Below are 23792 nucleotides of genomic sequence, written 5' to 3'. Positions count from 1 at the left end.
GCTGAGGTGCGTCAGATCTTGTCGGCGACGATCATCAGGTAGTGGAAGCTGCCTTCCTTGTAGGCGGTGAGGAAGGGCTCCTCGATGCCGGTGGCGACGGACGACTTCGCCCGCAGCTCCCAGTAGGGGATGGTGTCCGCCGTCAGGTCGACGACGTCGATGGGGACGAGGCCGTTTGCAGCGAGGGCCCTGAAGTACTCGCTGCGGGGGTGGATGTTGCAGGTGTAGTGCTCGTCGATCCGGCTCACCGCCTTGGAGCGCAGGCCCATGACGTCGTTGGAGCAGCCGGTGATGCAGACGTAGCGGCCCCCGTTCTCCAGCATCCGGGAGAATTCGGCGTACAGCTCGAACAGGTCGACGTACATGGTGGTCTCGTTGGTCCAGATGGACCGGCGCGAGCCTGTTTCGAACTCCGTGTGCAGCATGTTCCGGAAGTGGAAGCGCACCTTGTCGGCTACTTGGCGCTTCTGGGCCTGCTGGTTGGCGAAGTCGACCTGAGTCTGGGAGATCGACACCCCGTCCACCGAGCAGCCGAAGCGCTTGTTGACCATGAAGCTGGTGCCGCCCCGGCCCGACCCGGCGTCCAGGAGGCGGTCCTCGCTCCCGACGTCGCCGAGGCGGTCGATGAGGACCCGGGCCTGCTGCGTCTCCAGGCGGTGCATCTCCTCGATGATGCGCACCTCCCGGGTGTTTTCGGGGCCTTCGAGTACGGAGGTGTCGTACTCGCCGAGTCCGTAGTGGTGGTGGTAGAGGCCGTCGACCTCACCGAGCCGTAGGTTGACGGGGTCCTTCTCGGCGTTCCAGTAGTCGGCGACCGACTGCTGGAACGCGGTGCGCAGGACCTGGGCCGACGCGGGCGCACTGGTGGTCATGAGAAAGGTTTCCATTCTGGTGACGTGGCGGGGACTCATGTCCTCGGGTTGGGGGGCCGGTCAGGAGCGCGGGCGGTTGACCTCGACGTTCTCCAGGAGGCCGAGGGCGTCGGGAACGAGCGCCGCGACGGAGTAGTAGCTGCTGACCAGGTAGGACATGACAGCCTTCTCGTTGATGCCCATGAAGCGCACGTTGAGGCCCGGCTCCACCTGGTCGGGCAGCGAGGTGGGGCGCAGGCCGACCACGCCCTGGTTGTCCTCGCCCGTTCGCATCGCGATGATCGACGTGGTGTGCCCGCCGACGACCGGGATCTTCCCGCACGGCAGCAGCGGCACCCCCCGCCAGGCCGGTACCGGCTGGCCGCCGATGTCGGCGGTGCCGAAGGTCAGTCCGCGCTTGTTGCACTCGCGCCCGAAGGCCGCGATGGCCTTGGGGTGAGCGAACAGGAACTGGGTGTTGCGCCGCATGGACAGCAGCTCGTCCAGGTCGTCCGGGGTCGGCGGGCCGGAATGGGTCTGGATGCGCTGGTTGTAGTCCGCGTTGGCGAGCAGCCCGAAGTCCTTGTCGTTGACCAGCTCGTGCTCCTGGCGCTCGCGCAGGGCCTCGGCGGTGAGCCGCAGTTGCTGCTCCAGCTGGTTCATCGGGTCGTTGTAGAGGTCGGCGACCCTGGAGTGCACCCGCAGCACGGTCTGCGCCACGCTCAACTCGTACTCGCGCGGCTTGGCCTGGTAGTCCACGAAGGTGGCGGGCAGGTCGGGCTCGCCCGCGTGCCCGGCCGACAGGGAGATCTCGGCCTCTCCGTGCTTGTTGCGCCGCTGGCTGCCGTCGGCCCGCTGCTGCTCTTCTACGTACCGGGCCAGTTCCCCGTGCTGGTCGGCCACCGCCCGGTACTCCAGCTGCGACAGCGCGAGGACCGTACAGGCGGTCGCGGCGCGGGCCGTGAAGTCCCACGTGCCGTCCGCCTCCCCCAGTACCTGCCCGCCGAAGGTCTCGCCGTCGGCCAGCAGCGCGAGGCGTGCCTCGTCTCCGTACTTTCCGGAGGCGGCCCGTTCGACCTTGCCGTGGGCGATCAGGTAGACGTGGTCGGCGGGCTGCCCCTCCTGCGCGATCACCTGGCCCGGTTCGAACTCCTGCTGCACGAACCGCGAGGCCAGCGCGGCGAGGACGTCGGGGTCGTCGAAGCCGCGCAGCAACGGCAGTTCGCCCAGCTCCGCCGGGATGACCTGGACGTCGGAGCCGGTCTTGATGAACGTCACCCGGCCGTCGCCCACCGCGTAGGACAGACGCCGGTTCACCCGGTAGGTACCGCCCGCGACGTCCACCCAGGGGAGCATCCGGGCCAGCCACCGGGAGCTGAGCTCCTGGTTCTGCGGGACCGACTTGGTCGTCGTCGCGAGATTTCTTGCACTGCCTGTGCTGAGACTCTGCTGTTCCTGCGAGGCGTCTGCCGGGGCCGTGCCCGTTTCAACTGTCATGTGCGTCCTCCTTGAACTCGGTGGTCCGCGCGCCCGCGAGTGAGCCGGCAAACCGCCCGCCACCAGCGGTCGTTACGTAACGTAGCGGAAGGTAACAGAGAGTTCTTTGCGATGGCAACGCGCAAACCGGCAGCAGGCAGTGACAGTCGCTCGAATGAATCGCCCCGCGCGCCAAGAGGGCGGCGCGCGGGGCGGAGTGCGGGGCTGAGTGCGGGGCGGAGTGCGGTGACGGCCGGCGGTCAGGACGCGTCGGCGGTGGGGCGTGTCGTCTTGGCTCCGGAGGCGTCGCACGGCAGTGGGCTGTTCGGGTAGGCCCGGGCGAAGTCGTCGCTGATATCCGTCTGGGTGGCGCGCATCGCCGCAGCGTCGACCCTGATCAGGCCGTCGAAGGGGCGATCGATGTCGCGCGTCAGCATCAAGCAGCCGGCGATCAGTGCGGACAGCACGACGAGGCAGGCGAGTTCGGTGCCCTGTTTGCGGTGGGGGAGGCAGAAGGCAAGCCCGGCGATCACGACGGCCAGTGCCAGGAGCATGAACCAGTACATGACTTCAGGAATGGTCGCCGACGCCTCGGAGACCCTCTTCTGACGCGCCTGGGACCGCTCGTCGTCAGCCGCCACGATCATCTCGAAGGTCGGCCCGTTCTTGTCGGCCTCCTTCAGGTCTGTTCGCAGCCGGGTGCTCCACACGCTCGGCACTTTGGACGTCTCACTCCTGGCCATGTGCGGCCACTCGTGAAACTGAACGGCACGCGCATAGCAGACCGTGTCCGCCTGGAGCCTCTCCCGGGCCGGCCCCTCCACGAAGTCCGCAACCTCGTAGAGGTGATCCACTGCCCCGGCCTCGGTGCGGCTCGCTTCTCCGGCCGCCCCGAAGGACTCGGCGGCCACGACGATGGCGAAGGCGAGGATCAGCGTGGCGAGCGTCTCCACCGGGCTGATGAGGTCCCGCACTGTCACCGATTCGGCGTTCTCGCCGACCAGGCGTGCTCGGAGGAAGCGCTTGAGGAGCAGTCCGATGACCAGCGCTGAGACGGCGACGATCGTAGTGATCCACATGATCGACGATCATCGAGGAGGGCGGCCTCCTCGAGGCGGCGGAACACGCGCACGTCGCCAGGTCCGCCCTCGCCCTGCCGCCACCTTCGCCGTCCGGCCCGGCTGTGAGTCCGGCCCGAGCTGAACCAGCACGCTTGATTGTTTCTGGGTCTGCTGCCACGCTCTGAGCCTCGCAGGGCGTTCGAGCCCCGCAGGTTCCGCGAAGAGTCCTCGCACCGCACCCGAGGCAAGGAGTGCGCCCATGCCGCCCAAGTCGCCCATGGTCTTCCGCAGCGAGTACGACGACGTAGCCCCCCTCGAACTCCCCATCCACGACGCCGTCCTGGGCGAAGCCCGCGCGTACGGCGAGACCGAGGCGCTGATCGACGGCCTTACCGGCGCCACCCTCACGTACGCCGGACTCGACACCGCCCACCGCCGCATCGCCGCCGGTCTCGCGGAGTCCGGTCTCGGCAAGGGTGATGTGCTCGCGCTGCACAGCCCCAACACCCTCGCCTTCCCGGCCGTGTTCTACGCCGCGACCCGTGCGGGCGCCGCCGTCACCACCGTGCACCCGCTGTCCACGCCCGACGAGTTCGCCAAGCAGCTGCGCGACTCCGGGGCGAGCTGGATCGTCACCGTGTCCCCGCTCCTCGACGTGGCCCGCGCGGCGGCCGAACTCGCGGGCAGGGTGCGGGAGATCATCGTCTGCGACGAGACGGATCAGACGGATCAGACGGGTCAGTCGGGTCAGTCGGGTCAGACGGGTCAGTCGGGTCAGTCGGGTCAGACGGATCGGTCGGCGGGGCACCGCTCCGTACGCGAACTCGCCGCGTCCACCGCGCCCGAGCCGCACGTCGACCTGGACCCGGCGCGGGACCTCGCCGTCCTCCCGTACTCCTCGGGCACCACCGGCGTCCCCAAGGGCGTCATGCTCACCCACCGCAACATCGCCACCAACCTGGCCCAGCTGTACCCGAGCATGCCCATCGGTCGCGGCGAACGGGTCCTGGCGGTCCTGCCCTTCTTCCACATCTATGGGCTCACCGCGCTGGTCAACGCCCCGCTGCGGCACGGCGCGACCGTCGTCGTCCTGCCCCGCTTCGACCTCGACACATTCCTCGCCGCGATCGAGAAGCACCGCATCACCGCCCTGTACGTCGCCCCGCCGATCGTCCTCGCCCTGGCCAAGCACCCGAAGGTCGCCGAGTACGACCTGTCGTCCGTGCGGCTCGTCCTCAGCGCCGCCGCTCCACTCGACGCGGACCTCGCCGCCGCCTGCGCCCGCCGCCTCGGCCTGCCCGCCGTGATCCAGGGCTACGGCATGACGGAACTCTCGCCCTGCACCCATCTCGTACCGCTCGACGAACAGCACCCGCCGCCCGGCACCGTCGGCAGGCTCGTCGCCGGTACGGAGATGCGGATCGTCGACCTGGACGACCCGGCGCGCGACCTCGGGCCCGGCGAGCGGGGCGAGATCGTCATCCGGGGCCCGCAGGTCATGAAGGGCTACCTCGGCCGGCCCGAGGCCACCGCCGACATGATCGACGCGGACGGCTGGCTGCACACCGGCGACATCGGCCAGGTCGACGCCGGGGGCTGGCTGTTCGTCGTGGACCGGGTGAAGGAACTCATCAAGTACAAGGGCTTCCAGGTCGCCCCGGCCGAGCTGGAAGCCCTGCTGCTCACCCACCCCGCCGTGGCCGACGCGGCGGTCATCGGGGTGTACGACGAGGACGGCACCGAGATCCCCAAGGCGTTCGTCGTACGGCAGGAGCAGGAGCAGGAGCAGGAGCAGGAGCAGGAGCAGGAGCAGGAGCAGGAAAGGGCGGCGCGGCTCGGCGCGGAGGAGGTCGTCGCGTACGTCGCCGAGCGCGTCGCCCCGTACAAGAAGATCCGCCGCGTCGAGTTCGTCGACGGTGTGCCGCGCGCCCTCAGCGGAAAGATCCTGCGCAGGGAACTACGGGACCGCGAGAGCGCGGATGAAGAGCACTGAAGAGAACCGAGGGGAACCGAGGACCACGCATGCAGCAGTTGACCGTGAGCGAGGACCGGGGTGTCACCACCCTCACCCTGGACGCCCCGGAGAAGCGCAACGCGCTCTCCGCGCAGCTCGTCACCGCCCTCGCGCAGGCGATCGCCGAGTGCGGCAAGGACCCGGGCGTACGGGCCGTGGTGCTCACCCACACCGGCTCCACGTTCAGCGCGGGCGCCGACCTGAAGGAGCCGCCGAACCCGTACGGCTTCGTGGCGCTGCTGCGGCAGCTGGTCGAGCTGCCCAAGCCGGTGGTGGCGCGGATCGACGGGCACGTACGGGCCGGGGGGCTCGGGCTCGTCGGCGCCTGCGACATCGCGCTTGCCTCGGCCGGGTCGGACTTCGCGTTCACGGAGGTGCGGCTGGGGGTCGCGCCCGCCGTGATCTCGCTGCCGCTGCTGCCGCGCCTGCAGCCGCGCGCCGCCTCCCGGTACTACCTCACCGGGGAGCGGTTCGACGCGGCGCGGGCGGCGGAGATCGGCCTGGTCACGGAGGCGGCGGAGGAGGTCGACGGGGCGCTGGAGGCGGTGCTCGGCGCGTTCCGGAAGGCCTCACCGCAGGGGCTCGCGGAGTCGAAGGCGCTGGCCACGGCTAGAGTCCTGGAGGCCTTCGACCGCGACGCGGAGGACCTCGTACAGCGCTCAGCCTCGCTGTTCGCGTCCAAGGAGGCCCGTGAAGGCATGACGGCATTCTTCGAACGACGGGATCCTGCATGGGTGTTGTGAGCGACTCGGCACGCACGGACCGCTACCCCAAGCAGGACCGCAGCCGCGCCACCCGACAGAAACTCCTGGAGGCCGCTGTGGCCTGCCTCGCCGAGCACGGCTGGACGGGCTCCACGGTCACCGTCGTCGCCGAGCGCGCCGGGGTCTCGCGCGGCGCGGCCCAGCACCACTTCCCGACCCGCGAGGACCTGTTCACGGCGGCCGTCGAGTACGTCGCCGAGCAGCGGTCGCGCGCGTTGCGGGAGCTGCCCGCACAGGACCGCGCGGCCGTCCTGCGGGCCCTCGTCGACCTCTACACCGGGCCGCTGTTCCGGGCCGCCCTGCACCTGTGGGTGGCCGCCTCGCACGAGGAGCAGCTGCACGCGCGCGTGACGGAGCTGGAGGCGCGGGTCGGCCGCGAGACGCATCGGATGGCCGTGGAGCTGCTCGGCGCGGACGAGTCCGTGCCCGGGGTACGGGAGACGGTCCAGGGCTTCCTGGACATGGCCCGGGGCCTCGGCCTCGCGAATGTCCTCACGGATGACCGGGGGCGGCGGGAGCGGGTTGTGGGGCAGTGGGCGGGGCTGCTGGAGGGGGCGTTGGGGGGCTGATATTTCCCCTCCCCGCCCCTTCCCGAAAGTCCTGCGGACGGCTTCGGGGGCCAGCCCCCGGACCCCCGCTCCTCAAACGCCGGAGGGGCTGGTTTTTCAGGGGCGCGGGGAACTGCGCGACCAGCCACGACGGCGCGGCAGACGAGCGACTTGCGCCGCAGCCACGCGGCGCCAGCCGCATATCGGACACAGTCGGGAAGGGGCGGGGAGGGGAAAAGGCCCCTACGGCGCCAGGCGTTCGACCCGCCAGCCGTCGGACCCCGGTTCCCGTACGTACACGAGCCGGTCGTGCAGGCGGTTCTCCCTGCCCTGCCAGAACTCCACCCGTTCCGGCACCACCCGGAACCCGCCCCAGTATCGCGGCACCGGCACCTGCTCCCCCTCCGGGTAGCGCCGCTCCAACTCCGCGTACGCCGCGTCGAGTTCGGCACGGGAGCCGACCACCGTCGACTGCGGGCTCGCCCACGCCCCGAGCTGCGAGCCGTGCGGCCGGGTGCGGAAGTACGCCGCCGTCTCGTCCCGCCCCGTGCGCAGCGCCGTACCCGAGACGATCACCTGCCGGGCCATCGGATGCCAGGGGAAGAGCAGCGAGACGTACGGATGGGCCGTGATCTCGCGGGCCTTGCGGGACTCGTAGTTGGTGAAGAACACGAACCCGCGGTCGTCGTACGCCTTCAGGAGCACCGTGCGCGAGCTCGGCCGGCCCTCGGCGTCGGCGGTGGCGACGACCATCGCGTTCGGCTCGTACAGGGCGCCCTGCTCCTCGGCCCGCGCGGCGTCGTGGAACCAGCGGGCGAACTGCGTCATCGGGTCCGCGGCGAGGGCCTCGGGGGTGATGCCCTCGGCGCGGTAGTGGCGGCGCATCGCCGCCGGCTCGGGCGGCGGCACGGAGTCGGAAGCGTTCACGCGGGCCATCCTGCCGTACGTCCACGGCGGTTCACCCACCCCTCCCACCCCACCCATGTGGCACTGAGTGCCGCGTAAATCACCCGAAGTGGCACTGAGGGCTCCCCAAATCCCGCACCAGGGGTTATCGTCCGAGGACCGCCCCACACACCCACCACGCACCCGCGACGCACCCGCGACGCACCCGCGACGCACCCGCGAACGCACCCAGAAGCGCACCCACAAACGCGAGTCCCCCAGACCCACAGGAGCCGCCCGATGTCCGACTTCGTACCCGGACTTGAAGGAGTCGTCGCGTTCGAGACGGAGATCGCCGAACCGGACAAGGAAGGCGGCGCGCTCCGCTATCGCGGCGTCGACATCGAGGACCTCGTCGGCAACGTCTCCTTCGGCAACGTGTGGGGCCTCCTGGTCGACGGCGCCTTCAACCCCGGCCTGCCGCCCGCCGAGCCGTTCCCCATCCCGGTGCACTCCGGAGACATCCGCGTCGACGTGCAGTCCGCGCTCGCCATGCTCGCCCCGGTGTGGGGCCTGAAACCGCTGCTCGACATCGACGCCGCCCAGGCCCGCGACGACCTCGCCCGCGCCGCCGTGATGGCCCTGTCGTACGTCGCCCAGTCGGCGCGCGGCCAGGGCCTGCCGATGGTGCCGCAGAGCGAGATCGACAAGGCGTCCAGCGTCGTCGAGCGGTTCATGATCCGCTGGCGCGGCGAGCCGGACCCCAAGCACGTCAAGGCGGTCGACGCCTACTGGACCTCCGCCGCCGAGCACGGCATGAACGCCTCGACGTTCACGGCCCGCGTCATCGCCTCGACCGGTGCCGACGTGGCCGCCGCGCTCTCGGGCGCGGTCGGCGCCATGTCGGGGCCGCTGCACGGCGGCGCCCCGTCCCGCGTCCTCGGCATGATCGAGGAGATCGAGCGCACCGGCGACGCCACCGCGTACGTCAAGCGGGCCCTCGACAAGGGCGAGCGCCTCATGGGCTTCGGCCACCGCGTCTACCGCGCCGAGGACCCGCGCGCCCGCGTGCTGCGGCGTACGGCCAAGGAGCTGGAGGCGCCGCGCTTCGAGGTCGCCGAGGCCCTGGAGAAGGCGGCCCTGGAGGAGCTGCACGCCCGCCGCCCCGACCGGGTCCTCGCGACGAACGTGGAGTTCTGGGCGGCGATCATGCTGGACTTCGCCGAGGTCCCGGCGCACATGTTCACGTCGATGTTCACCTGCGCCCGCACGGCCGGCTGGTCCGCGCACATCCTGGAGCAGAAGCGCACCGGCCGCCTCGTACGGCCCTCGGCGACGTATGTCGGACCGGGCACGCGCTCGCCGCAGTCGATCGAGGGGTACGCGCAGATCGCGGACTGAGCCGCCGCTCGGGACGCTTCGGAACGCTTCGGAACGCAGACGATCCGCGGGCCATGGTTCCCGCCGCTCTCGGCGGCGGGAAGCCGGCCGGACATCACCGGCGGGCCCGCGGATCGGGTGACTGCGTTGGATTGGCCGGCTGCGTGCTCACTCGCACGCTGGTCCGGCACCGCACTGAGTGCGACAGCAGGCCGCTAGCCCGCAGTCACCTCTCCTGTCCGGTTTGCATACATCTGCCGAACCACCTCCTTTCCGAAGTGACTCCAGCCTAGGAACCCGCCCCGGCCGCTTCAAGCGAATTAACGGGACCGTTTTTTCCCGGAACCTGGTGTGGGCTGCGTCACCTTCGAGTTGAATGATCTGTGTGCACTGCATGCGCGGTGCATGCCGCAAGGCTCACTCGTCCTGCAGGGGGTGGCCAGGTGAGTGCTTCCCGGCACAAGACAGGCAACGGCACCGACAGCGACAGCGGCAGCGGCAGCGGCAGCGACGTCGGACCCGGGCGGGAACGCCCCGGGCGCGACGGCCCCGCCTCCGACGACCTGCTGGCGGCACTCCTCGACGGCATGGACGCCGCACTCTGCGCCCTCGACGCCGACGGAGTCGTCACGCACTGGAACCGCGAGGCCGAACGCATCCTCGGCTGGACCTCCGACGAGGCCGTCGGGCGCAACGGATTCGCCGGCTGGGCCGTACGCAGCGCCGACGCGGCCGAGGTCGAGCAGCGGCTGCTCTCCGCGATGTCCGCGCCCGGCCGCCAGGTCCACGAGTTCGCGCTGGTCACCAAGGACGGCCGCCGGGTGCTCGTGCGGACCCAGTCCGCCGCCGTGCGCGGCCCGGACGGCAAGCCCGCCGGGGTGTACTGCGCGTTCAGCGAGGTGCACACCCAGATCGACCTGGAACGCTCCATCGCCCTCAGCGAGGCGCTCTTCGAGGACGCCTCCTGGGGCGTCGTCCTGATCGACGCCGACCTGCGCCCCGCCGTCGTCAACGCGCACGCGGCCCGCCTCCTCGGCACCAACCGCACCGCCCTCCTCGGCCGCCCCCTCGGCGAGCTCCTCACCCGGGGCGTCGAGGAGCTGGAGAGCGTCCTCACGCACGTACTCGCCGAAGGCGCGCCGCCCGCGCCCGCCGAGCTGTGGGTGTCGGTGCGGGGCGGCGAGAGCGCGGGGGGTGCCGAGGGCGCGGGGGGTGACGGGGGCGCAGGAGGCACCGGAGGTGCCGTCGGGGAGCGGCGCTGTTGGCGCAGCGGCTTCCTGCGGCTCGCCTCGCCGCTCGCGGAGGAACCCGTTCCGCTGGGCGTGGGCTGGCTGTTCCAGGACGTCACCGAGTCCAGGCTCGCCGAGCAGGAGGCGGCCCAGCTGCGCTTCCGCGGCAATCAACTCCAGCGCGCCGCACGGGCCGCGGGCGAGTGCGAGGACCCGATGGAGGCGGTCGGCGTCCACCTGGACTTCGCGCTCGCCGGATTCGCCGACCACGCCCTGGTCGACGTACTCGACCCGGCCGGACACATCGACCCGCCGCGGCTGGTCCGGGCCGCCGCCACGCCCGCCGAGACCCCGGGGCCCGTGCTGCCGGGCGACCGGTCCTGGCTTCCGGTGCGGTACGCGGAGGGGCATCCGGCGCTGCAGTGCGCGGCCCGTGCGGGATCGGTGCGGGCGAGCGCGGGCGCGGCCCCGCCCGAGGACTGGGCGCGCGCCCGGCAGTGGCCCGAGGGCTCGGTGCACGCCCTGTGCGCGGTGCTGCGCAGCCGGGGCGTGACGCTCGGCGTGGTCACCTTCCTGCGCTCGGCCAGCCGCACCCCGTTCGAGCGCGGCGACGCCGGGTACGCGGAGAGCGTCGCGGCCCGGGTCGCCGCGGCCCTCGACCTGGCCCGAGTCGTCGAGCAGTAGTATCCGCGGCTCTCGACCTGGCCCGAGTCGTCGAGCAGTAGTATCCGCGGCTCTCGACCTGGCCCGACTCGTCGAGCAGTAGTATCCGCGGCTCTCGACCTGGCCCGACTCGTCGAGCAGTAGTATCCGCGGCTCTCGACCTGGCCCGACTCGTCGAGCAGTAGTATCCGCGGCCCTCGACCTGGCCCGACTCGTCGAGCAGAAGTACTGAGTCGTGACTCAGCGCCGGTAGAAGATCCGGTCCCCGTACTCCTCGAAGACCCGGCCGTTCCACTCGTGGCCGCCGTCCACGTTGCCCGAGCGCAGCATCGGCGGGTCGAAGCCGCGGGCGGCGAGCTCTCCCGCTGCGGCCGCCATCGTGGCCTGCAGCAGCGCGTTCGTGACCACGCTCGACGCAGGGCCGAACGGCGCGGCCACCCCCTCCGCGGTCAGCTCCGCGTCCCCGATCGCGATCTTGCTGTCGAGGACGATGTCGCAGTGGTCCTTCAGGAAGGTCCCGGACGCGTGCCGTGAGCGGGTCTCCGTCGCGTACACCACCGAGGTCACGCCGATCACCTTCAGGCCGAGCGCGCGGGCGTTCATCGCCATCTCGACCGGCAGCGCGTTCCGCCCCGAGAGCGAGATGATCACCAGGACGTCGCCGGGCTTGGCCGGGCTGGTGTCGAGCACGGCGGCCGCGAGCCCGTCGACCCGCTCCAGGGCGGAGCCGAGCGTGGCGGGCATGACGTCCACACCGACGACACCGGGCACCGCGAGCAGGTTCATCAGGGCCAGGCCGCCCGCGCGGTACACCACGTCCTGCGCGGCGAGCGAGGAGTGCCCGGCGCCGAAGGCGAAGAGGCGGCCGCCGGACTCGACGGTGTCGGCGACGGCCGTGGCCGCCGCGGCGATCGCGTCCCCCTCCTCGTCCCGCACCCGCTCCAGGAGTCCGATCGCGGCGTCGAAGTACTGTCCGGCCAGCTTGTTCATCGCCGAGGGCCTCTCCCGGGAAGTGCCTGACAAGGGCGGCATGGATGCCTGCCGCCGATCACGTTGCGGTCTGGACCAGTGCCCTGTCAATACGGCCGTGGCGGCCTGTGGACAACGGTCGGACAGCGGTCGCCGGGGGCCGGATCCCCCGGCGCGGCACGGTTGTCGGCGCTATGCGTCAGAATTGGTGCAGGGCCAGCGCAGGACGCTGCGGAATGCTCCGCAGCTCTCTTTTCTGTCACAGCATGAGGGGCACGTATGTCCGGACTGATCGATACGACGGAGATGTATCTCCGCACCATCCTCGAGCTCGAGGAGGAAGGTGTGGTCCCCATGCGCGCCCGGATCGCCGAGCGGCTCGACCAGAGCGGGCCGACGGTCAGCCAGACGGTGGCGCGCATGGAGCGTGACGGACTGGTGTCCGTCGCCAGCGACCGCCATCTGGAGCTCACCGACGAGGGCCGCCGCCTGGCCACCCGCGTGATGCGCAAGCACCGGCTCGCCGAGTGCCTGCTCGTCGACGTGATCGGCCTGGAGTGGGAGCAGGTGCACGCCGAGGCCTGCCGCTGGGAGCACGTGATGAGCGAGGCCGTGGAGCGCCGCGTCCTCGAACTGCTCCGCCACCCCACCGAGTCGCCGTACGGCAACCCGATCCCGGGTCTCGAGGAGCTGGGCGAGAAGGCCGAGGCCGACCCGTTCCTGGACGAGGGAATGGTCAGCCTGGCCGACCTGGACGCGGCGGGCGACGGCAAGACGGTCGTCGTGCGCCGCATCGGGGAGCCGATCCAGACGGACGCGCAGTTGATGTACACGCTGCGGCGGGCCGGCGTGCAGCCGGGCGCCGTGGTGAGCGTGACGCAGTCGCCGGGCGGTGTCCTGGTGGGCAGCAGCGGCGAGGCCGCCGAGCTGGAGGCGGAGATCGCCTCGCATGTCTTCGTGGCCAAGCGGTAGAGGCCGACAGCCGCACGCACTGCCCGCCGGGTCCCGCCCGGCGGGCAGAGCTGTTTCGGGCGGTGGGCGTCGGCTGCCGGATTCCAAGATTCACAGTGCGGAATGGCAGCGGCCGCGCGCTTTGCGTGCAAGCCTGTCCCGTGAGGCGTTTGGCCACCGGGGAGGGGGCGGGACGATGGCGCGTACGGAACGGGTGAGCCCCGGCGCCGTGAAGCGCCGGGGCCCGTCCTCCCCTGTGCTGACCTGGAGCCCCGAGCTCTCAAGGTCAATCCCCTCGGACCGTTTTCCCCGAGCGGCCCGCCTCCCGTTGAAGATCTCCCCTCGGCCGGGCCCGTCAATCCTTGAGTGTGGTCACTCGAATGAGGGGTGTTGGCGTCAGGAGCCGCGTTCTCGAATGGAGGTTCGATAGCGTGGATCGTACGTCGTGAGGTGATGTGATTTACGCGGCGCGATCCGCGCGACGGCTTCGATGTACGCGGCTCGATCCACGGGGGTGGCTCGATCCGCGATTCGGTACACGGCTCGACCCGTGACTCGATCCACGGGGCGGCTCAGACTCTATCCACGGGATGACTCAGACTCGATCTACGGGTGACCCAAGGGAACTCGGGCCCACAAAGGGGGTGCCAGAAGGATGCGGCGCATCGACGTGATCGGAGCGGGAGGCACACGCCTCGCCGCTCGGGAGTTCGGCGAGCCACCCAAGGCCCAGGAGGCCGAGGGTGCGGGCGTGCTGATGCTGCACGGCCTGATGGGCGGCGCCTCGCACTGGGCGGGCACCGCCGCCTGGCTCGCCGAGCGGCACCGCACAGTCGCCCTCGACCAGCGCGGCCACGGCGAGAGCGACAAGCCCGCGGGGCCGTACACACGGGAGGCCTATGTCGAGGACGCCGAGGCAGCCCTGGTCCAGCTCGGGCTCGCCCCCGCCGTCCTCGTCGGGCACTCCATGGGCGCCCTCACCGCCTGGCAGCTGGCGGCCCGGCGGCCCGACCTGGTGCGCGGGCTGATCATCTGCGACATGCGGGCCTCCGCGCTCGGCGCCGCCTCGCAGCGGGAGTGGACCGACTGGTTCAAGACCTGGCCCGTGCCCTTCGCCACGCTCGACGACGTCCGCCGGTGGTTCGGCGAGGACGACCCGTGGGTGGAGCGCCCGAACCCGGCGCGGGGCGCGTTCTACGCCGAGGTGATGACCCGCTCCGAGGACGGCTGGCGCCCCGTCTTCGACCCGGCCCAGATGCTGACCTCCCGGGAGGCCTGGGTGACCGACGCGCACTGGGAGGAGCTCGCCCAGGTCCAGTGCCCCACGCTCGTGGTCCGGGGCCTGGACGGGGAGTTGGGCCGCGCCGAGGCCCAGGAGATGGTCCGCGTCCTGCCCCACGGGACGTACGCGGAGGTCCCCGAGGCCGGCCACCTCGTCCACTACGACCAGCCGGAGGCCTGGCGCGCGGCGATCGAGCCGTTCCTGCACGGCGCGCTGATCGGCTGACGGGACGGGTTTCTCCCCGCCCCGCCCCTTCCCGAAAGTCCTGGCGGACAGCTCCGGAGGCTCCGCCCCCGCGCCCCTATCCCGGGGCTCCGCCCGGGATAGGGGCGCGGGGAACTGCGCGACCAGCCACGACGGCGCGAAAGCCGAACGACGAAGCGGGCCCGGGGCGCAGCCCCCGGAGCCGTCCGCTCAGGACTTCGGGAAGGGGCGGGGTGGGGTAAAAGAGCGCCCGCAGGGCGATCGACGGCGCCCGAGTCGACGGCGCGGGGGCACGACCCAAAAGAACCTCACCCCCGACTGACCGCCGCCAAGATCTCCGGCAACCGCCCCGCCACCCGAGGCGCGGCCAACCTCAGGCCCACGAGAGTGATCCCGTACCCGTACACCGCCCCGACCGGCAGAAGCACCCACAATGCGTCCCGCGCGCCCGCCACATGCAGCCAGATCGAGAGCGCGATCACCGGGGCGCACAGCAGGGCCGCGCCCACCATCCCGCCGAAGATGGAGATCCACGCGAGCCCCGCCTGCCCGGGAGCCACGTTCTTGTAGCCCTCCTGCGGGATCGAGTACGGAAAGCGGGCCGAGGCCCACGCCCCCGTCGACAGCATCGCGCCGAGCAGCGCGAACGACAGGCCGAGCACCTCCGCGAGCCGCCCCCAGTCGCCGAGCACAGCCGTCGTCACGACCACCACGAACGCCGCGTACGGCAAGGTCAGCACGGTCAACGCCAAGGCGCGGGCGCGCAGTTCGACGTACGCGTCGCGGGGCGAGGAGATCGTCATCGCGACCATCCAGAACGCCGAGGTGTCCTGGCCGAACTGGTTGTACATCAGGATGCCGAGCATGCCCGAGGCGAAGCACGCGAAGTAGACTGAGCCGGTGCCCTGCAGCGCGTTGAACAGCGGCACGATCAGGCCGATCGCGAGCGACGTCACCCAGGCCGCCTTGGTCTTCGGATCGCGCCAGACGTACCGCAGGCTGCGCTCCATCACCGTGCCCGTGCGGCCCGCGGGCAGCAGCCGGGACAGGCCGTGCGCCCGCCCCCGGTCCCGCCGCGGTTCGGCGGCCTGCAGCGTGGACCCGTCGGGCGACGTCATGAGGCGCGTCAGGCTCCGCCCCCAGAACGCCACCACCAGCGCCAACGTCACGCCGCACAGCGCGAGTTGGGTCATGCCGGTCCCGTACGAGCCGCGGCTCATCGAGTCGACCGCGCCGATCGACGCCGACGGCGGGATCCAGCGCAGGACCTCCGCCGCCGGATCCAGCCTCGACAGCCCGCCGGGCGTGCTCAGCCGCTGCGCACCGAAGTTCATCACCTGCGCGCCGACCGCGATCAACAGGCCGCTCAGGACCGCCAGATCGCGCCCCTTACGGCTGGTCAACAACCGGATGTTCGCCGACGCCACCGCCCGCGCGAGCGCCACGCACAGCACGAGTGCCAACGGCACCGCGACGATCCCGGTGAGCAGCCCCGCCACGCCCCGCCCCACCGCGACCGCCGAACCCGCCGCCAGGCACAGCGTGAACAGCGGCCCGATGCCGACCAGGGAGGCCACGAGCAGGGCCCGCACCAGCGGCCGTGGCCGGAGCGGCAGCATCACCAGGCGCGTGGCGTCCAGGGTCTCGTCGCCGCTCGGGAAGAACAGCGGCATCACCGCCCAGCCGACGGCCAGGACGGCCAGGGCGAGCACCGTGACCGTCGCGGCGTGCGTGCTGCCGCGCAGCGCGAGCAGCCCGAGCAGCAGCAGCGCCGCGCCGAGCAGCGACACGACGACGGAGGCGAGGTACGCGGCCCTGCGCCCCGCCGACTGCCGCAGCCCGTTGCGCAGCAGGGACAGCTTCAGGCGTACGAGGGTCGAGGTGAGCCCAGGGGTGTCCGCGGCCGTCGTCATCGGGCCCCGCCGCCCAGCCAGTCCAGGCTCTCCCCGGTGTCCCGGCCGTTCGCGCCGACCAGTTCGAGGAACGCGCTCTGCAGCGACGGCGCCTCGCCCCGTACCTCGGCGAGCGTGCCGTGCGCGCGGATGCGGCCCGCGGCCAGCACGGCGACCCAGTCGCAGAGCGACTCCACCAGCTCCATCACGTGCGAGGAGAACACCACCGTCGCACCGGACGCGGTGTAGCGCTCCAGGACCCCGCGGATCGTCTGCGCCGACACCGGGTCGACGCCCTCGAACGGCTCGTCCAGGAACAGCACTTCGGGGTTGTGGAGCAGAGCCGAGGCGAGCCCGATCTTCTTGCGCATGCCGGTCGAGTAGTCCACGACGAGCTTGTGCTGCGCCCCGCTCAGGTCCAGTACGTCGAGCAGCTGGCCCGCCCGCTTGTCGACCTCGTCGCCCGGAAGGCCGCGCAACCTCCCGGTGTACGCGAGGAGTTCGCGCCCCGAGAGCCGCTCGAACAGCCGCAGCCCCTCCGGCAGCACCCCGATCCGCGCCTTCACCTCGGCCGGATCGCGCCACACATCGTGCCCGACCACCTCCACACTGCCCTGGTCGGGCCGGAGCAGCCCGGTGGCCATGGAGAGCGTGGTGGTCTTGCCCGCGCCGTTCGGCCCGACCAGACCGATGAACTTGCCCGCGGGCAGGGCGAGATCGATCCCGGCGACTGCGATCTGCTCCCCGAACCGTTTCCACAGGCCCCGCACCCGCACCGCGTCCGCTGCCACGACTTCCGCCCTTCGTCCGCGCACCGCCCCGACCATCCGTCCGTCCGCCCCGACCGACCGTACGCCCCGACCGACCGACCGCCCGTCCGTCCGTCCGGCCGTCCGTCTGCCCCGACCGACCGTCCGTCCGTCCGGCACACGATACGGAGCCCGCCCCAGGTGAGGGACGGGCTCCGTGACGAAGCTCGGGGCGCGTCGCGGACGCGCGCGCGGGGGACCTACACCCGCCGCTCCCGCCCGCACGCGTACGCCAGCGGGCTGATCAGCTCCTCCGTGTCCGGCAGCCAGCGGTTCGCGGGCGTGGGTTTGCGCACCCACTGGACCGCGCCGCGCCCGCCGACCCGGGTCGGCGGGGCCGCCACCCAGTCGCCCTCGCCGAGCGTCCGCAGGTCCAGGGAGGCCGGCGGCCAGCCCAACTTGCGTACCAGATCAGGGGTCTTGGCCGTGGCGCCGGGCAGCACGAAGAACTGCATCCGGCGGCACGGGGTGAGCGTCACCGGGCCGAGCGCGAGATCCATCCGCTCCATCCGCGCGAGCGCCAGGAACCCGGCGGTCTCCGGCACGTCGATCGCGTCGAACGTCCGCCCCGTCGGCAGCAGAATCGAGGAGTCCGGCTGCTTCGACCACAGCCGGCGGGCGACGGTGGCGCTGCCCGTCGCCTGGTTCGTCCAGTCCTCGCGTACGGGATGGGCGCCGGGCAGGGCGCAGGACGGCTCGCCGCAGCTGCAGCGCTCGACGCCGCCCTCCGCCTCCAGCCAGGTGCCGGGGAACACGTCCCAGTGCCGCTCTTTCGCGTAGCGCACCGCGGTGTCGGGCAGCTGTTCCCCGCGCTGCTGGGGGACCTGCGCGGATCGGGCGACTTCGATGGTCTCTTCCACGCTCAGCTCAACTCCCGCCGTCACCTTGGGTTACGCCCTGCCTTCGGCCCGTTCCGGCGGCCGCTCGCGGGGCGTTGACCTGGGCGGGTCCTGCGTCACTCGGGTACGCCGACCCGGCGCATCGTTCCTGCACATGGGGCGCACGGGTGCATGACCGGGGGCGCGCACGCGGATCGGCAGCGGGGGCGGGTAGCCGCTTGAGAGGAGAGGTACGCAGGAGAGGTACCGGGAGAGGTACCGGGAGAGGTACCGAGAGAAGTACGGAGAGATTCCGGCGGCCGGACGGCCGGGGCAGCGGTCGGCGGGGGCGCGGCTGTTCACGTCACGGGCAGGTCGACGCCGCGGCGGCAATATCGCGCTATGCCGGAAATTGTTCCGCATTTTCATCGACCCGATGGGCATCGATCACCGGGACGCAACGTCCGGACACCACGTCCGGGCACCACTTCCGGACGCAACTTCCGGCGCACACAGGGGGTACGCCATGGCAGCAAGGCCTCTCGTCGCGCGGCAGCCCAACGAACGGCTGCAGGCGCTCATCCAGGAAGCCGGCTGCTCCAACGCCGGCCTCGCCCGCCGCGTCAACATGTGCGGCGCCGAGCACGGTCTCGATCTCCGGTACGACAAGACCTCCGTGGCCCGCTGGCTGCGCGGCCAGCAGCCACGCGGCAGGGCGCCCGGAATCATCGCCGAGGCGCTCGGGCGCAAGCTGGGGCGCGCGGTCACGATCGACGAGATCGGCATGGCGGGCGGCAGGAACCTCGCCTCCGGCGTCGGCCTGCAGTTCTCGCCCACCGTCCTCGGCGCCGTCGAGCAGGTCTGCGAGCTGTGGCGCAGCGACGTCGGCCGGCGCGACTTCCTCTCCGGCTCGGCCGTCGCCGCCTCCGCGCTCGTCGAGCCCAGCCGGGACTGGCTGATCAGCGCGGTGGACACCCAGGTCGCCAGGACCGCGGGCAGCCGCGTCGGCCGCTCGGACGTCGCCGCGGTGCGCGCCATGACCGATTCCCTCGTCCAGCTCGACCACCAGTACGGCAGCGGACACGTACGCCCGGTCGTCGTGCACTACCTCAACTCCGTCGTCTCCGGGCTGCTCGCCGGGGCCTACCGGGAGGCCGTCGGGCGTGAACTCTTCGCCGCCGTGGCCCGGTTGACGGAACTCGCCGGCTACATGGCCGTGGACACCGGCCAGCCCGGCCTCGCCCAGCGGTACTACATCCAGGCCCTGCGTCTGGCCCAGGCGGCGGGCGACCGCGGCTACGGCGGGTACGTCCTGGCCGCGTCCATGAGTCACCTCGCCGCCCAGCTCGGCAACCCGCGGGAGATCGCCCAGCTGGCCAGGGCCGCGCAGGAGGGTGCGCGCGGCCAGGTCACCCCGCGGGCCGAGGCGATGTTCTACGCAGCCGAGGCGCGCGGGCACGCCCTGCTCGGGGACGCCCGCTCGGCGCACACCGTGGCGGCCAGGGCGGAGGCCGCGCTCGACCGGGCGGACTCGGTGGTCGAGGACCCGGTGTGGATCCGGCACTTCGACGGGGCGTACCTCGCGGACGAGCTGGCGCACTGCCACCGTGACCTCGGCCACGCGCAGGCCGCCGCGCGCGCCGCCCAGGACTCCCTCGACGGCCACCCCGAGTCCCGCGCCCGCCGCCGCGCCATCGGCCTGGTCCTGCTGGCCACGGCGCAGCTGCAGGAGCGCGAGGTCGAGCTGGCCTGCCACACCGGTACGCAGGCGGTGGAGCTGCTCGGCACGCTCCGCTCCAACCGGGGCAGCGAGTACCTGGAGGACTTCCAGGACCGGCTCGCCCCCTTCCGCGACCAGCAGGCGGTACGGGATTTCGGCGCCCGGCTGCACGAGCAGGCGGCCTGAACGGGCCCGGTGCGTGAGCCGGGTGAGGCATTCCACGTCCCTTCGGTGAACTCCTGGTTACGGCAGGTCACGGAACGGATCACGGGCAGGAGCTGCGTAGCACCCCATATAGGGGACCCGGTAGCGTGAGCCGACGATTCCGTAGGTCCCCCCATATGTAGGAGTCCCGGTGACGCAGAGCGGACAGGGCGAGGAGCCGCAGATACCCGCGGCACGGCCCGCGCACGAAGGTGTCGTGCTGCCCGCAGACGGCGGAGAGCCCCTGGTGCCGGGCACCTACGGAGACCAGGCGGTGCCGGCCGGCGGCACCCCGTGGGGGCAGCCCTGGGGCCCGGACGTCCCGCAGGCAGGCCCTTCGTACGGCCAGAACGACGGCTTCGCGACGGGCCAGGCCTGGGGTCAGGACCCGCAGCAGCAGCCGTACGAGCAGTACCCGCAGCAGCCCCAGCAGCCCCAGCAGTTCCCCTACGACGGCCCGCCGCCCCAGCCCCCGCAGCCGTACGAGCAGTACCCGCCGCAGCAGCCCGCCGCCCCGCAGCCGTACGCGCAGCAGCACCAGCAGCCCTACGCGCAGGACCCGCAGCCCTACGCGCAGCAGCCGCAGCAGCAGGCGCCTCAGCCTCAGCAGCCCCAGCCCTTGCAGCAGGCGCCCGGCCTTCCGCCGCAGCAGGCCGCACCCGGACTCCCGCCCGCCGAGCAGCCGCAGGCCCCGCAGGCCCCTCAGGCCCCGCTCGGCGCGCTGCCCGCGCAGTCGCAGCCGCAGCCCGGTGCCGCGCTTCCCGAGCCGCACCAGGCGCAGTCCGGTGCCGCGCTCCCGCAGCCGCAGCAGCCTCCGCAGTCCGCTCCGCTGCCGCCTCCCGCCCAGGGCGGTGCCCCGCTGCCGCCCGCCGACGCCGAGGCGACGCAGTACCTGTCCGTACCGCAGAACGCGCAGCAGGCGCAGCAGGCGCAGCAGGCGCAGCAGGCACAGGGAACGCAGGGGGGCGCTCCGCTTCCCGGTGCGCTGCCGCCGGAGGCGCCCGCCGCCGACGCGACCCAGTTCCTCGGCCGCCAGGCCATGCCGCAGCCCCCGGCCGCGGGCGGTCCCGACTCGGAGGCCACGCAGTACATCCCGCCCGTGCCCCCGGCGCCCGCGGCCGCCCCGTACGGCATCCGGCCCGGCGCGCCCGGTGACCGGCAGCCGCCCGCCGAGTTCGACAGCCTCTTCCGCAGTGAGCCGGCCGGTGCCGGCGGTGCGGACGGTGCCGGCGGTGCCGAATCCACCCAGCAGATGCCGCAGTTCAACCAGCCGCCGGCGCAGCCGGGCCCGGGCATGGGGCAGGGGCAGTACGCGGGTCCGCCCGAGCCGCCCGCCCCTCGTACGGGATCGAAGGTGCCGCTGTTCGCAGCGATCGGTGTGGCCATCGCGGTGCTCGGCGTCGGCGCGGGCGCGCTGATCGCGGGCGGCGGCGGGGACGAGAAGGACGAGCCGAAGACCGCCGCCGAGTCGGCGCCCGCCGAGCAGAAGCCGTCGCCGACGACCGACCCGGCCGAGGAACAGGCCGTCGCGCTCGACAAGTTGCTCGCCGAGAGCAACGACAGCCGTACGGCGGTCATCAACTCGGTCAAGAGCATCGACGCCTGCCGCAACCTCGGCCAGTCCGCCACCGATCTGCGCGACGCGGCGAAGCAGCGCACCGGCCTCGTGACCCGGCTCGCCCAGCTGGAGGTCGACCAGCTGCCGGACCACGCCACGCTGACCGCGTCCCTCAACAAGGCCTGGAAGGCGTCCGCTTCGGCCGACAACCACTACGCCGCGTGGGCCGATCAGGTCGCCGCGAAGGGCAAGAAGGGCTGCGTCAAGGGCAAGGCCCGTACGACCAAGTCGCGGGCCGCGGGGAACACCGCCAGCGGTGAGGCCACCGCGGCCAAGAAGCAGGCGGCGCCGCTGTGGAACACGATCGCCGGGAAGTACGGCCTGACGAAGCACACCTGGATCCAGCTGTGACCGGTCAGGCCTGAGGGTCCTGAAGGGTCTGAAGGTCCTGAAGGGCTGAGGGGAGGGCTTCCCGGCCGGGCCTCCTGGCGCGGGTCAGGAGGCCTCTCGGTCAGGAGGCCTCCTCCAGCGTCTGCGAGACGTCCACCGCGGACTTGCGGGCCGCCACGAGCCGTCCGTCGCGGACCACTTGGTATGTCACGTTCGCGTTGACCAGGCGCGGGAACTCACTCGCCGCCACGGTGTCCTCGAAGCGCCAGCTGAGCGTCGGTGTGAGGCCGCCCGTGCCGACGCGCACGCCGTCGTCGAGCGCCCGCGCCACGGTCCGCGCGGTCACCTCACCGTCGCCGAGCGACTCCACGACCTGCTTGAACACGGTGTACGCGATCCAGGTCGTCTGCACACCGGCGTTCGCCGGGTCGATCCGGTGGTCCCCGAAGGCCTCCTCGCGGATCACCCGGCGCATCGGGTCCCAGCGCGCATCGTCGGCCGCCGGGTACCAACTCGTCACGTACGCACCCTCGTACGGGCCGGACGCGCCGCCCGTGCGGTCCACCGAGGTCTGGTCGACGCTGCCGAGCACGGAGGAGATCTGCACCTTCTGGTGGTCCTCCTGCGTGCGCCGGAACGAGTCGAAGAAGCTGTCCGTACGGTCGCCGAGCGCGGCCGTGACACAGCCCTCGCGGGCCCGCTCGGAGGCCCCTTCGCGGCCGAGCGTGCTGACGAGGGAGGGGTCGGCGCCCGCGGCGGTCAGGGCCTCGGCGGCCTGCCGGCTGTAGTCGCCGGAGTCCTCCGCCGCGAGGATGTCCGTGGCCGGCTTGCGATGGCCTTGCGCGAGGCCGGAGTTGAGCAGTCCGGGCAGCAGGTCACCGGCGAGCGTGTCGGGCCGTACGAGCGCGACACGCTCGCAGTCCCGGGCCAGCTGCCGCCCGTTCCCGGCGAGCAGCGCGACGACACCGCCGTTGACCGGGAACGACATCGGGCTGACGAACTCCTCCTCGGTCAGCCCGTAGCCACCGATGTACGGGATACCGGCGGCCTCAAGGGGGGAGAGGAAGGCCTGGCCGTGCTGGCTGTATGAGCCGACGACGGCGGCCACGTTCGCCTTCACCGCGCGCCGCGCGCAGTTCGCGGCGCCCACGGAGTCGTTGTGGTCGTTGCAGGTGAGGACCTTGAGGGGGCGGCCGTTGAGGCCGCCGTGGTCGTTGACCCAGCGGGCATACGCGCGCGCCATCGCGGGCATTCCGGGCATGTCGGTCGCCTGGGTCCGGTCGGGCGCCCAGGTCATCACGGTGACGGGGTCGCCTGACTCCCCCGACGACCCTGGGAGCGCCCCGCAGCCGACCGCCGCCGTGGCGATCGCCGCGAGGGCCGTCACGGTGATGGCAGCGGTCTTGAGCGGGCGGGAGAGCCGAGGGCGGCGCCGGACAGTCATGGACATGCACCATTCCGGTCGGTCCCTAACCTTTGAGTGATCTCGGCTCAACGGTGAGTGACGTGAAGGTGAACTCCAGGGGCTGGTGGGCGCGCGTGCGTGGGGAACGTACGATCGACAACCGTGCAAAGCTCGGAGAACCCTTCCCGTCGCGGCCGCCGCTCCTCCACCATGGGCGGCATGCCTCTGAACGACATGCCGTGGTGGCGCTGGCGCAGCAACGTGCGCTCGGCGCTGCACATGCTCTCGGACCCGGAGTTCCAGCAGACCGTCTGGCTCGCGGGCGTCGACGGGTACGGAGACGTGACGGACGCGGTGTACCGCCTTGTCGAGGACACCTGGCTCGACAACTGGTCCGCGGAGAAGTACGTCGGGACGATCTTCCGCGACTCCCAGGAGGCGGCCCTCGTGGACCTGGCCGTCCTGCGGGTGCTGCGGATCATGCACCAGGTCGGCCCCGACGCGCCCGTCTCCGCCTACCTCGACCACCACGGCTGGGACGAGGCCGTACGGGCCGCGCGGGACGCGCATGTGCGGTTGGCCGCTGGGGACGGGGAGGATCCGGACGCGGCGCCCAGCACGCTGGAGGTTCTGCGGATCCTGACGAGGTCGGCGTAGCTGAGGTCGGACGGATCGGCACCCGGCACGTGGGGCTGTGCCCACCCGTTCCGCCCTGCGGA

At 72.0% G+C, this 23792-nt stretch carries 19 protein-coding genes; 10 read left to right on the top strand and 9 right to left on the bottom strand.

The features are described from left to right. Positions 1-11: 11 nt before the first annotated feature. The 3 genes from QIT00_RS26895 to QIT00_RS26885 form a co-directional block, all read right to left on the bottom strand. Complete coding sequence (locus tag QIT00_RS26895) at positions 12-872, bottom strand: geranyl diphosphate 2-C-methyltransferase (RefSeq protein WP_282537993.1); 861 nt, start codon at positions 870-872, stop codon at positions 12-14. A 60-nt stretch (positions 873-932) separates the two neighbouring features. Continuing rightward, on the bottom strand, positions 933-2348 hold the full coding sequence (locus QIT00_RS26890; RefSeq protein WP_282537992.1) for a family 2B encapsulin nanocompartment shell protein: 1416 nt from the start codon (positions 2346-2348) through the stop codon (positions 933-935). A 239-nt stretch (positions 2349-2587) separates the two neighbouring features. Then, positions 2588-3406 (bottom strand): bestrophin-like domain, encoded by an 819-nt coding sequence (locus tag QIT00_RS26885; RefSeq protein WP_282537991.1) that lies wholly within the window; start codon positions 3404-3406, stop codon positions 2588-2590. Positions 3407-3665: 259 nt separating this feature from the next. Between QIT00_RS26885 and QIT00_RS26880 the strand changes: the two genes are divergently transcribed. Genes QIT00_RS26880 through QIT00_RS26870 form a run of 3 tightly spaced genes read left to right on the top strand, consistent with a single transcriptional unit; the run spans position 3666 to position 6735 of the window. Next, positions 3666-5381: a 4-coumarate--CoA ligase family protein gene (locus tag QIT00_RS26880; protein WP_282538018.1), complete on the top strand. Its 1716-nt coding sequence runs from the start codon at positions 3666-3668 to the stop codon at positions 5379-5381. Positions 5382-5410: 29 nt separating this feature from the next. Beyond that, complete coding sequence (locus QIT00_RS26875) at positions 5411-6145, top strand: enoyl-CoA hydratase family protein (RefSeq protein WP_282537990.1); 735 nt, start codon at positions 5411-5413, stop codon at positions 6143-6145. After that, entirely contained in the window at positions 6133-6735 is a 603-nt protein-coding gene (locus tag QIT00_RS26870; protein ID WP_282537989.1) for a TetR/AcrR family transcriptional regulator, read from the top strand. The genes QIT00_RS26875 and QIT00_RS26870 overlap by 13 nt, the downstream gene beginning before the upstream one ends. A gap of 222 nt (positions 6736-6957) precedes the next feature. On the opposite strand, the gene pdxH is transcribed toward QIT00_RS26870, so the two are convergent. Continuing rightward, complete coding sequence (pdxH, locus tag QIT00_RS26865; protein WP_282538017.1) at positions 6958-7650, bottom strand: pyridoxamine 5'-phosphate oxidase; 693 nt, start codon at positions 7648-7650, stop codon at positions 6958-6960. Between the two features lie 249 nt (positions 7651-7899). Here pdxH and QIT00_RS26860 point away from each other — a divergent pair, with 249 nt between their 5' ends. Together QIT00_RS26860 and QIT00_RS26855 are read left to right on the top strand one after the other, a co-directional pair. Next, a complete protein-coding gene (locus QIT00_RS26860) occupies positions 7900-9000 on the top strand; it encodes a citrate synthase 2 (protein WP_282537988.1) in 1101 nt (366 codons plus the stop codon). A gap of 566 nt (positions 9001-9566) precedes the next feature. Beyond that, positions 9567-10892 carry a PAS domain-containing protein gene (locus QIT00_RS26855; protein WP_408909858.1) on the top strand — a complete coding sequence of 442 codons (1326 nt, stop codon included), beginning with the start codon at positions 9567-9569 and terminating at the stop codon, positions 10890-10892. Between the two features lie 219 nt (positions 10893-11111). On the opposite strand, the gene QIT00_RS26850 is transcribed toward QIT00_RS26855, so the two are convergent. Next, positions 11112-11861, bottom strand: coding sequence for an SIS domain-containing protein (locus QIT00_RS26850; protein WP_282537986.1), 750 nt, complete (start codon positions 11859-11861; stop codon positions 11112-11114). Between the two features lie 258 nt (positions 11862-12119). Between QIT00_RS26850 and QIT00_RS26845 the strand changes: the two genes are divergently transcribed. Continuing rightward, the gene (locus QIT00_RS26845) at positions 12120-12812 is read left to right on the top strand and encodes a metal-dependent transcriptional regulator (protein WP_282537985.1); all 693 of its coding nucleotides are present in this window, start codon (positions 12120-12122) and stop codon (positions 12810-12812) included. 634 nt (positions 12813-13446) lie between these two features. Then, positions 13447-14298: an alpha/beta fold hydrolase gene (locus QIT00_RS26840; RefSeq protein WP_282537984.1), complete on the top strand. Its 852-nt coding sequence runs from the start codon at positions 13447-13449 to the stop codon at positions 14296-14298. A gap of 287 nt (positions 14299-14585) precedes the next feature. Here QIT00_RS26840 and QIT00_RS26835 read toward each other — a convergent pair whose 3' ends face one another. From QIT00_RS26835 to QIT00_RS26825, 3 genes are all read right to left on the bottom strand, one after another. Next, positions 14586-16190 carry a transporter gene (locus QIT00_RS26835; protein ID WP_282537983.1) on the bottom strand — a complete coding sequence of 535 codons (1605 nt, stop codon included), beginning with the start codon at positions 16188-16190 and terminating at the stop codon, positions 14586-14588. Next, entirely contained in the window at positions 16187-16996 is an 810-nt protein-coding gene (locus QIT00_RS26830) for an ABC transporter ATP-binding protein (RefSeq protein ID WP_282537982.1), read from the bottom strand. Before QIT00_RS26830 ends, QIT00_RS26835 begins: the two co-directional genes overlap by 4 nt. 182 nt (positions 16997-17178) lie before the next feature. Beyond that, on the bottom strand, positions 17179-17838 hold the full coding sequence (locus QIT00_RS26825; protein ID WP_282537981.1) for a bifunctional DNA primase/polymerase: 660 nt from the start codon (positions 17836-17838) through the stop codon (positions 17179-17181). A gap of 484 nt (positions 17839-18322) precedes the next feature. On the opposite strand from QIT00_RS26825, the gene QIT00_RS26820 reads away from it, so the two are divergent. Then, complete coding sequence (locus QIT00_RS26820) at positions 18323-19702, top strand: transcriptional regulator (RefSeq protein ID WP_282537980.1); 1380 nt, start codon at positions 18323-18325, stop codon at positions 19700-19702. Between the two features lie 169 nt (positions 19703-19871). After that, on the top strand, positions 19872-21689 hold the full coding sequence (locus QIT00_RS26815; RefSeq protein WP_282537979.1) for a hypothetical protein: 1818 nt from the start codon (positions 19872-19874) through the stop codon (positions 21687-21689). A 100-nt stretch (positions 21690-21789) separates the two neighbouring features. Here QIT00_RS26815 and QIT00_RS26810 read toward each other — a convergent pair whose 3' ends face one another. Then, positions 21790-23112 (bottom strand): ABC transporter substrate-binding protein, encoded by a 1323-nt coding sequence (locus QIT00_RS26810; protein ID WP_282538016.1) that lies wholly within the window; start codon positions 23110-23112, stop codon positions 21790-21792. Between the two features lie 171 nt (positions 23113-23283). On the opposite strand from QIT00_RS26810, the gene QIT00_RS26805 reads away from it, so the two are divergent. Next, positions 23284-23730, top strand: coding sequence for an SCO4402 family protein (locus QIT00_RS26805; protein WP_282538015.1), 447 nt, complete (start codon positions 23284-23286; stop codon positions 23728-23730). Positions 23731-23792: the final 62 nt, after the last annotated feature.

This window comes from Streptomyces luteolus (genome assembly GCF_029968015.1).
Taxonomy (GTDB): domain Bacteria; phylum Actinomycetota; class Actinomycetes; order Streptomycetales; family Streptomycetaceae; genus Streptomyces; species Streptomyces luteolus.
This window is presented reverse-complemented; position numbering and strand designations above follow the sequence as displayed.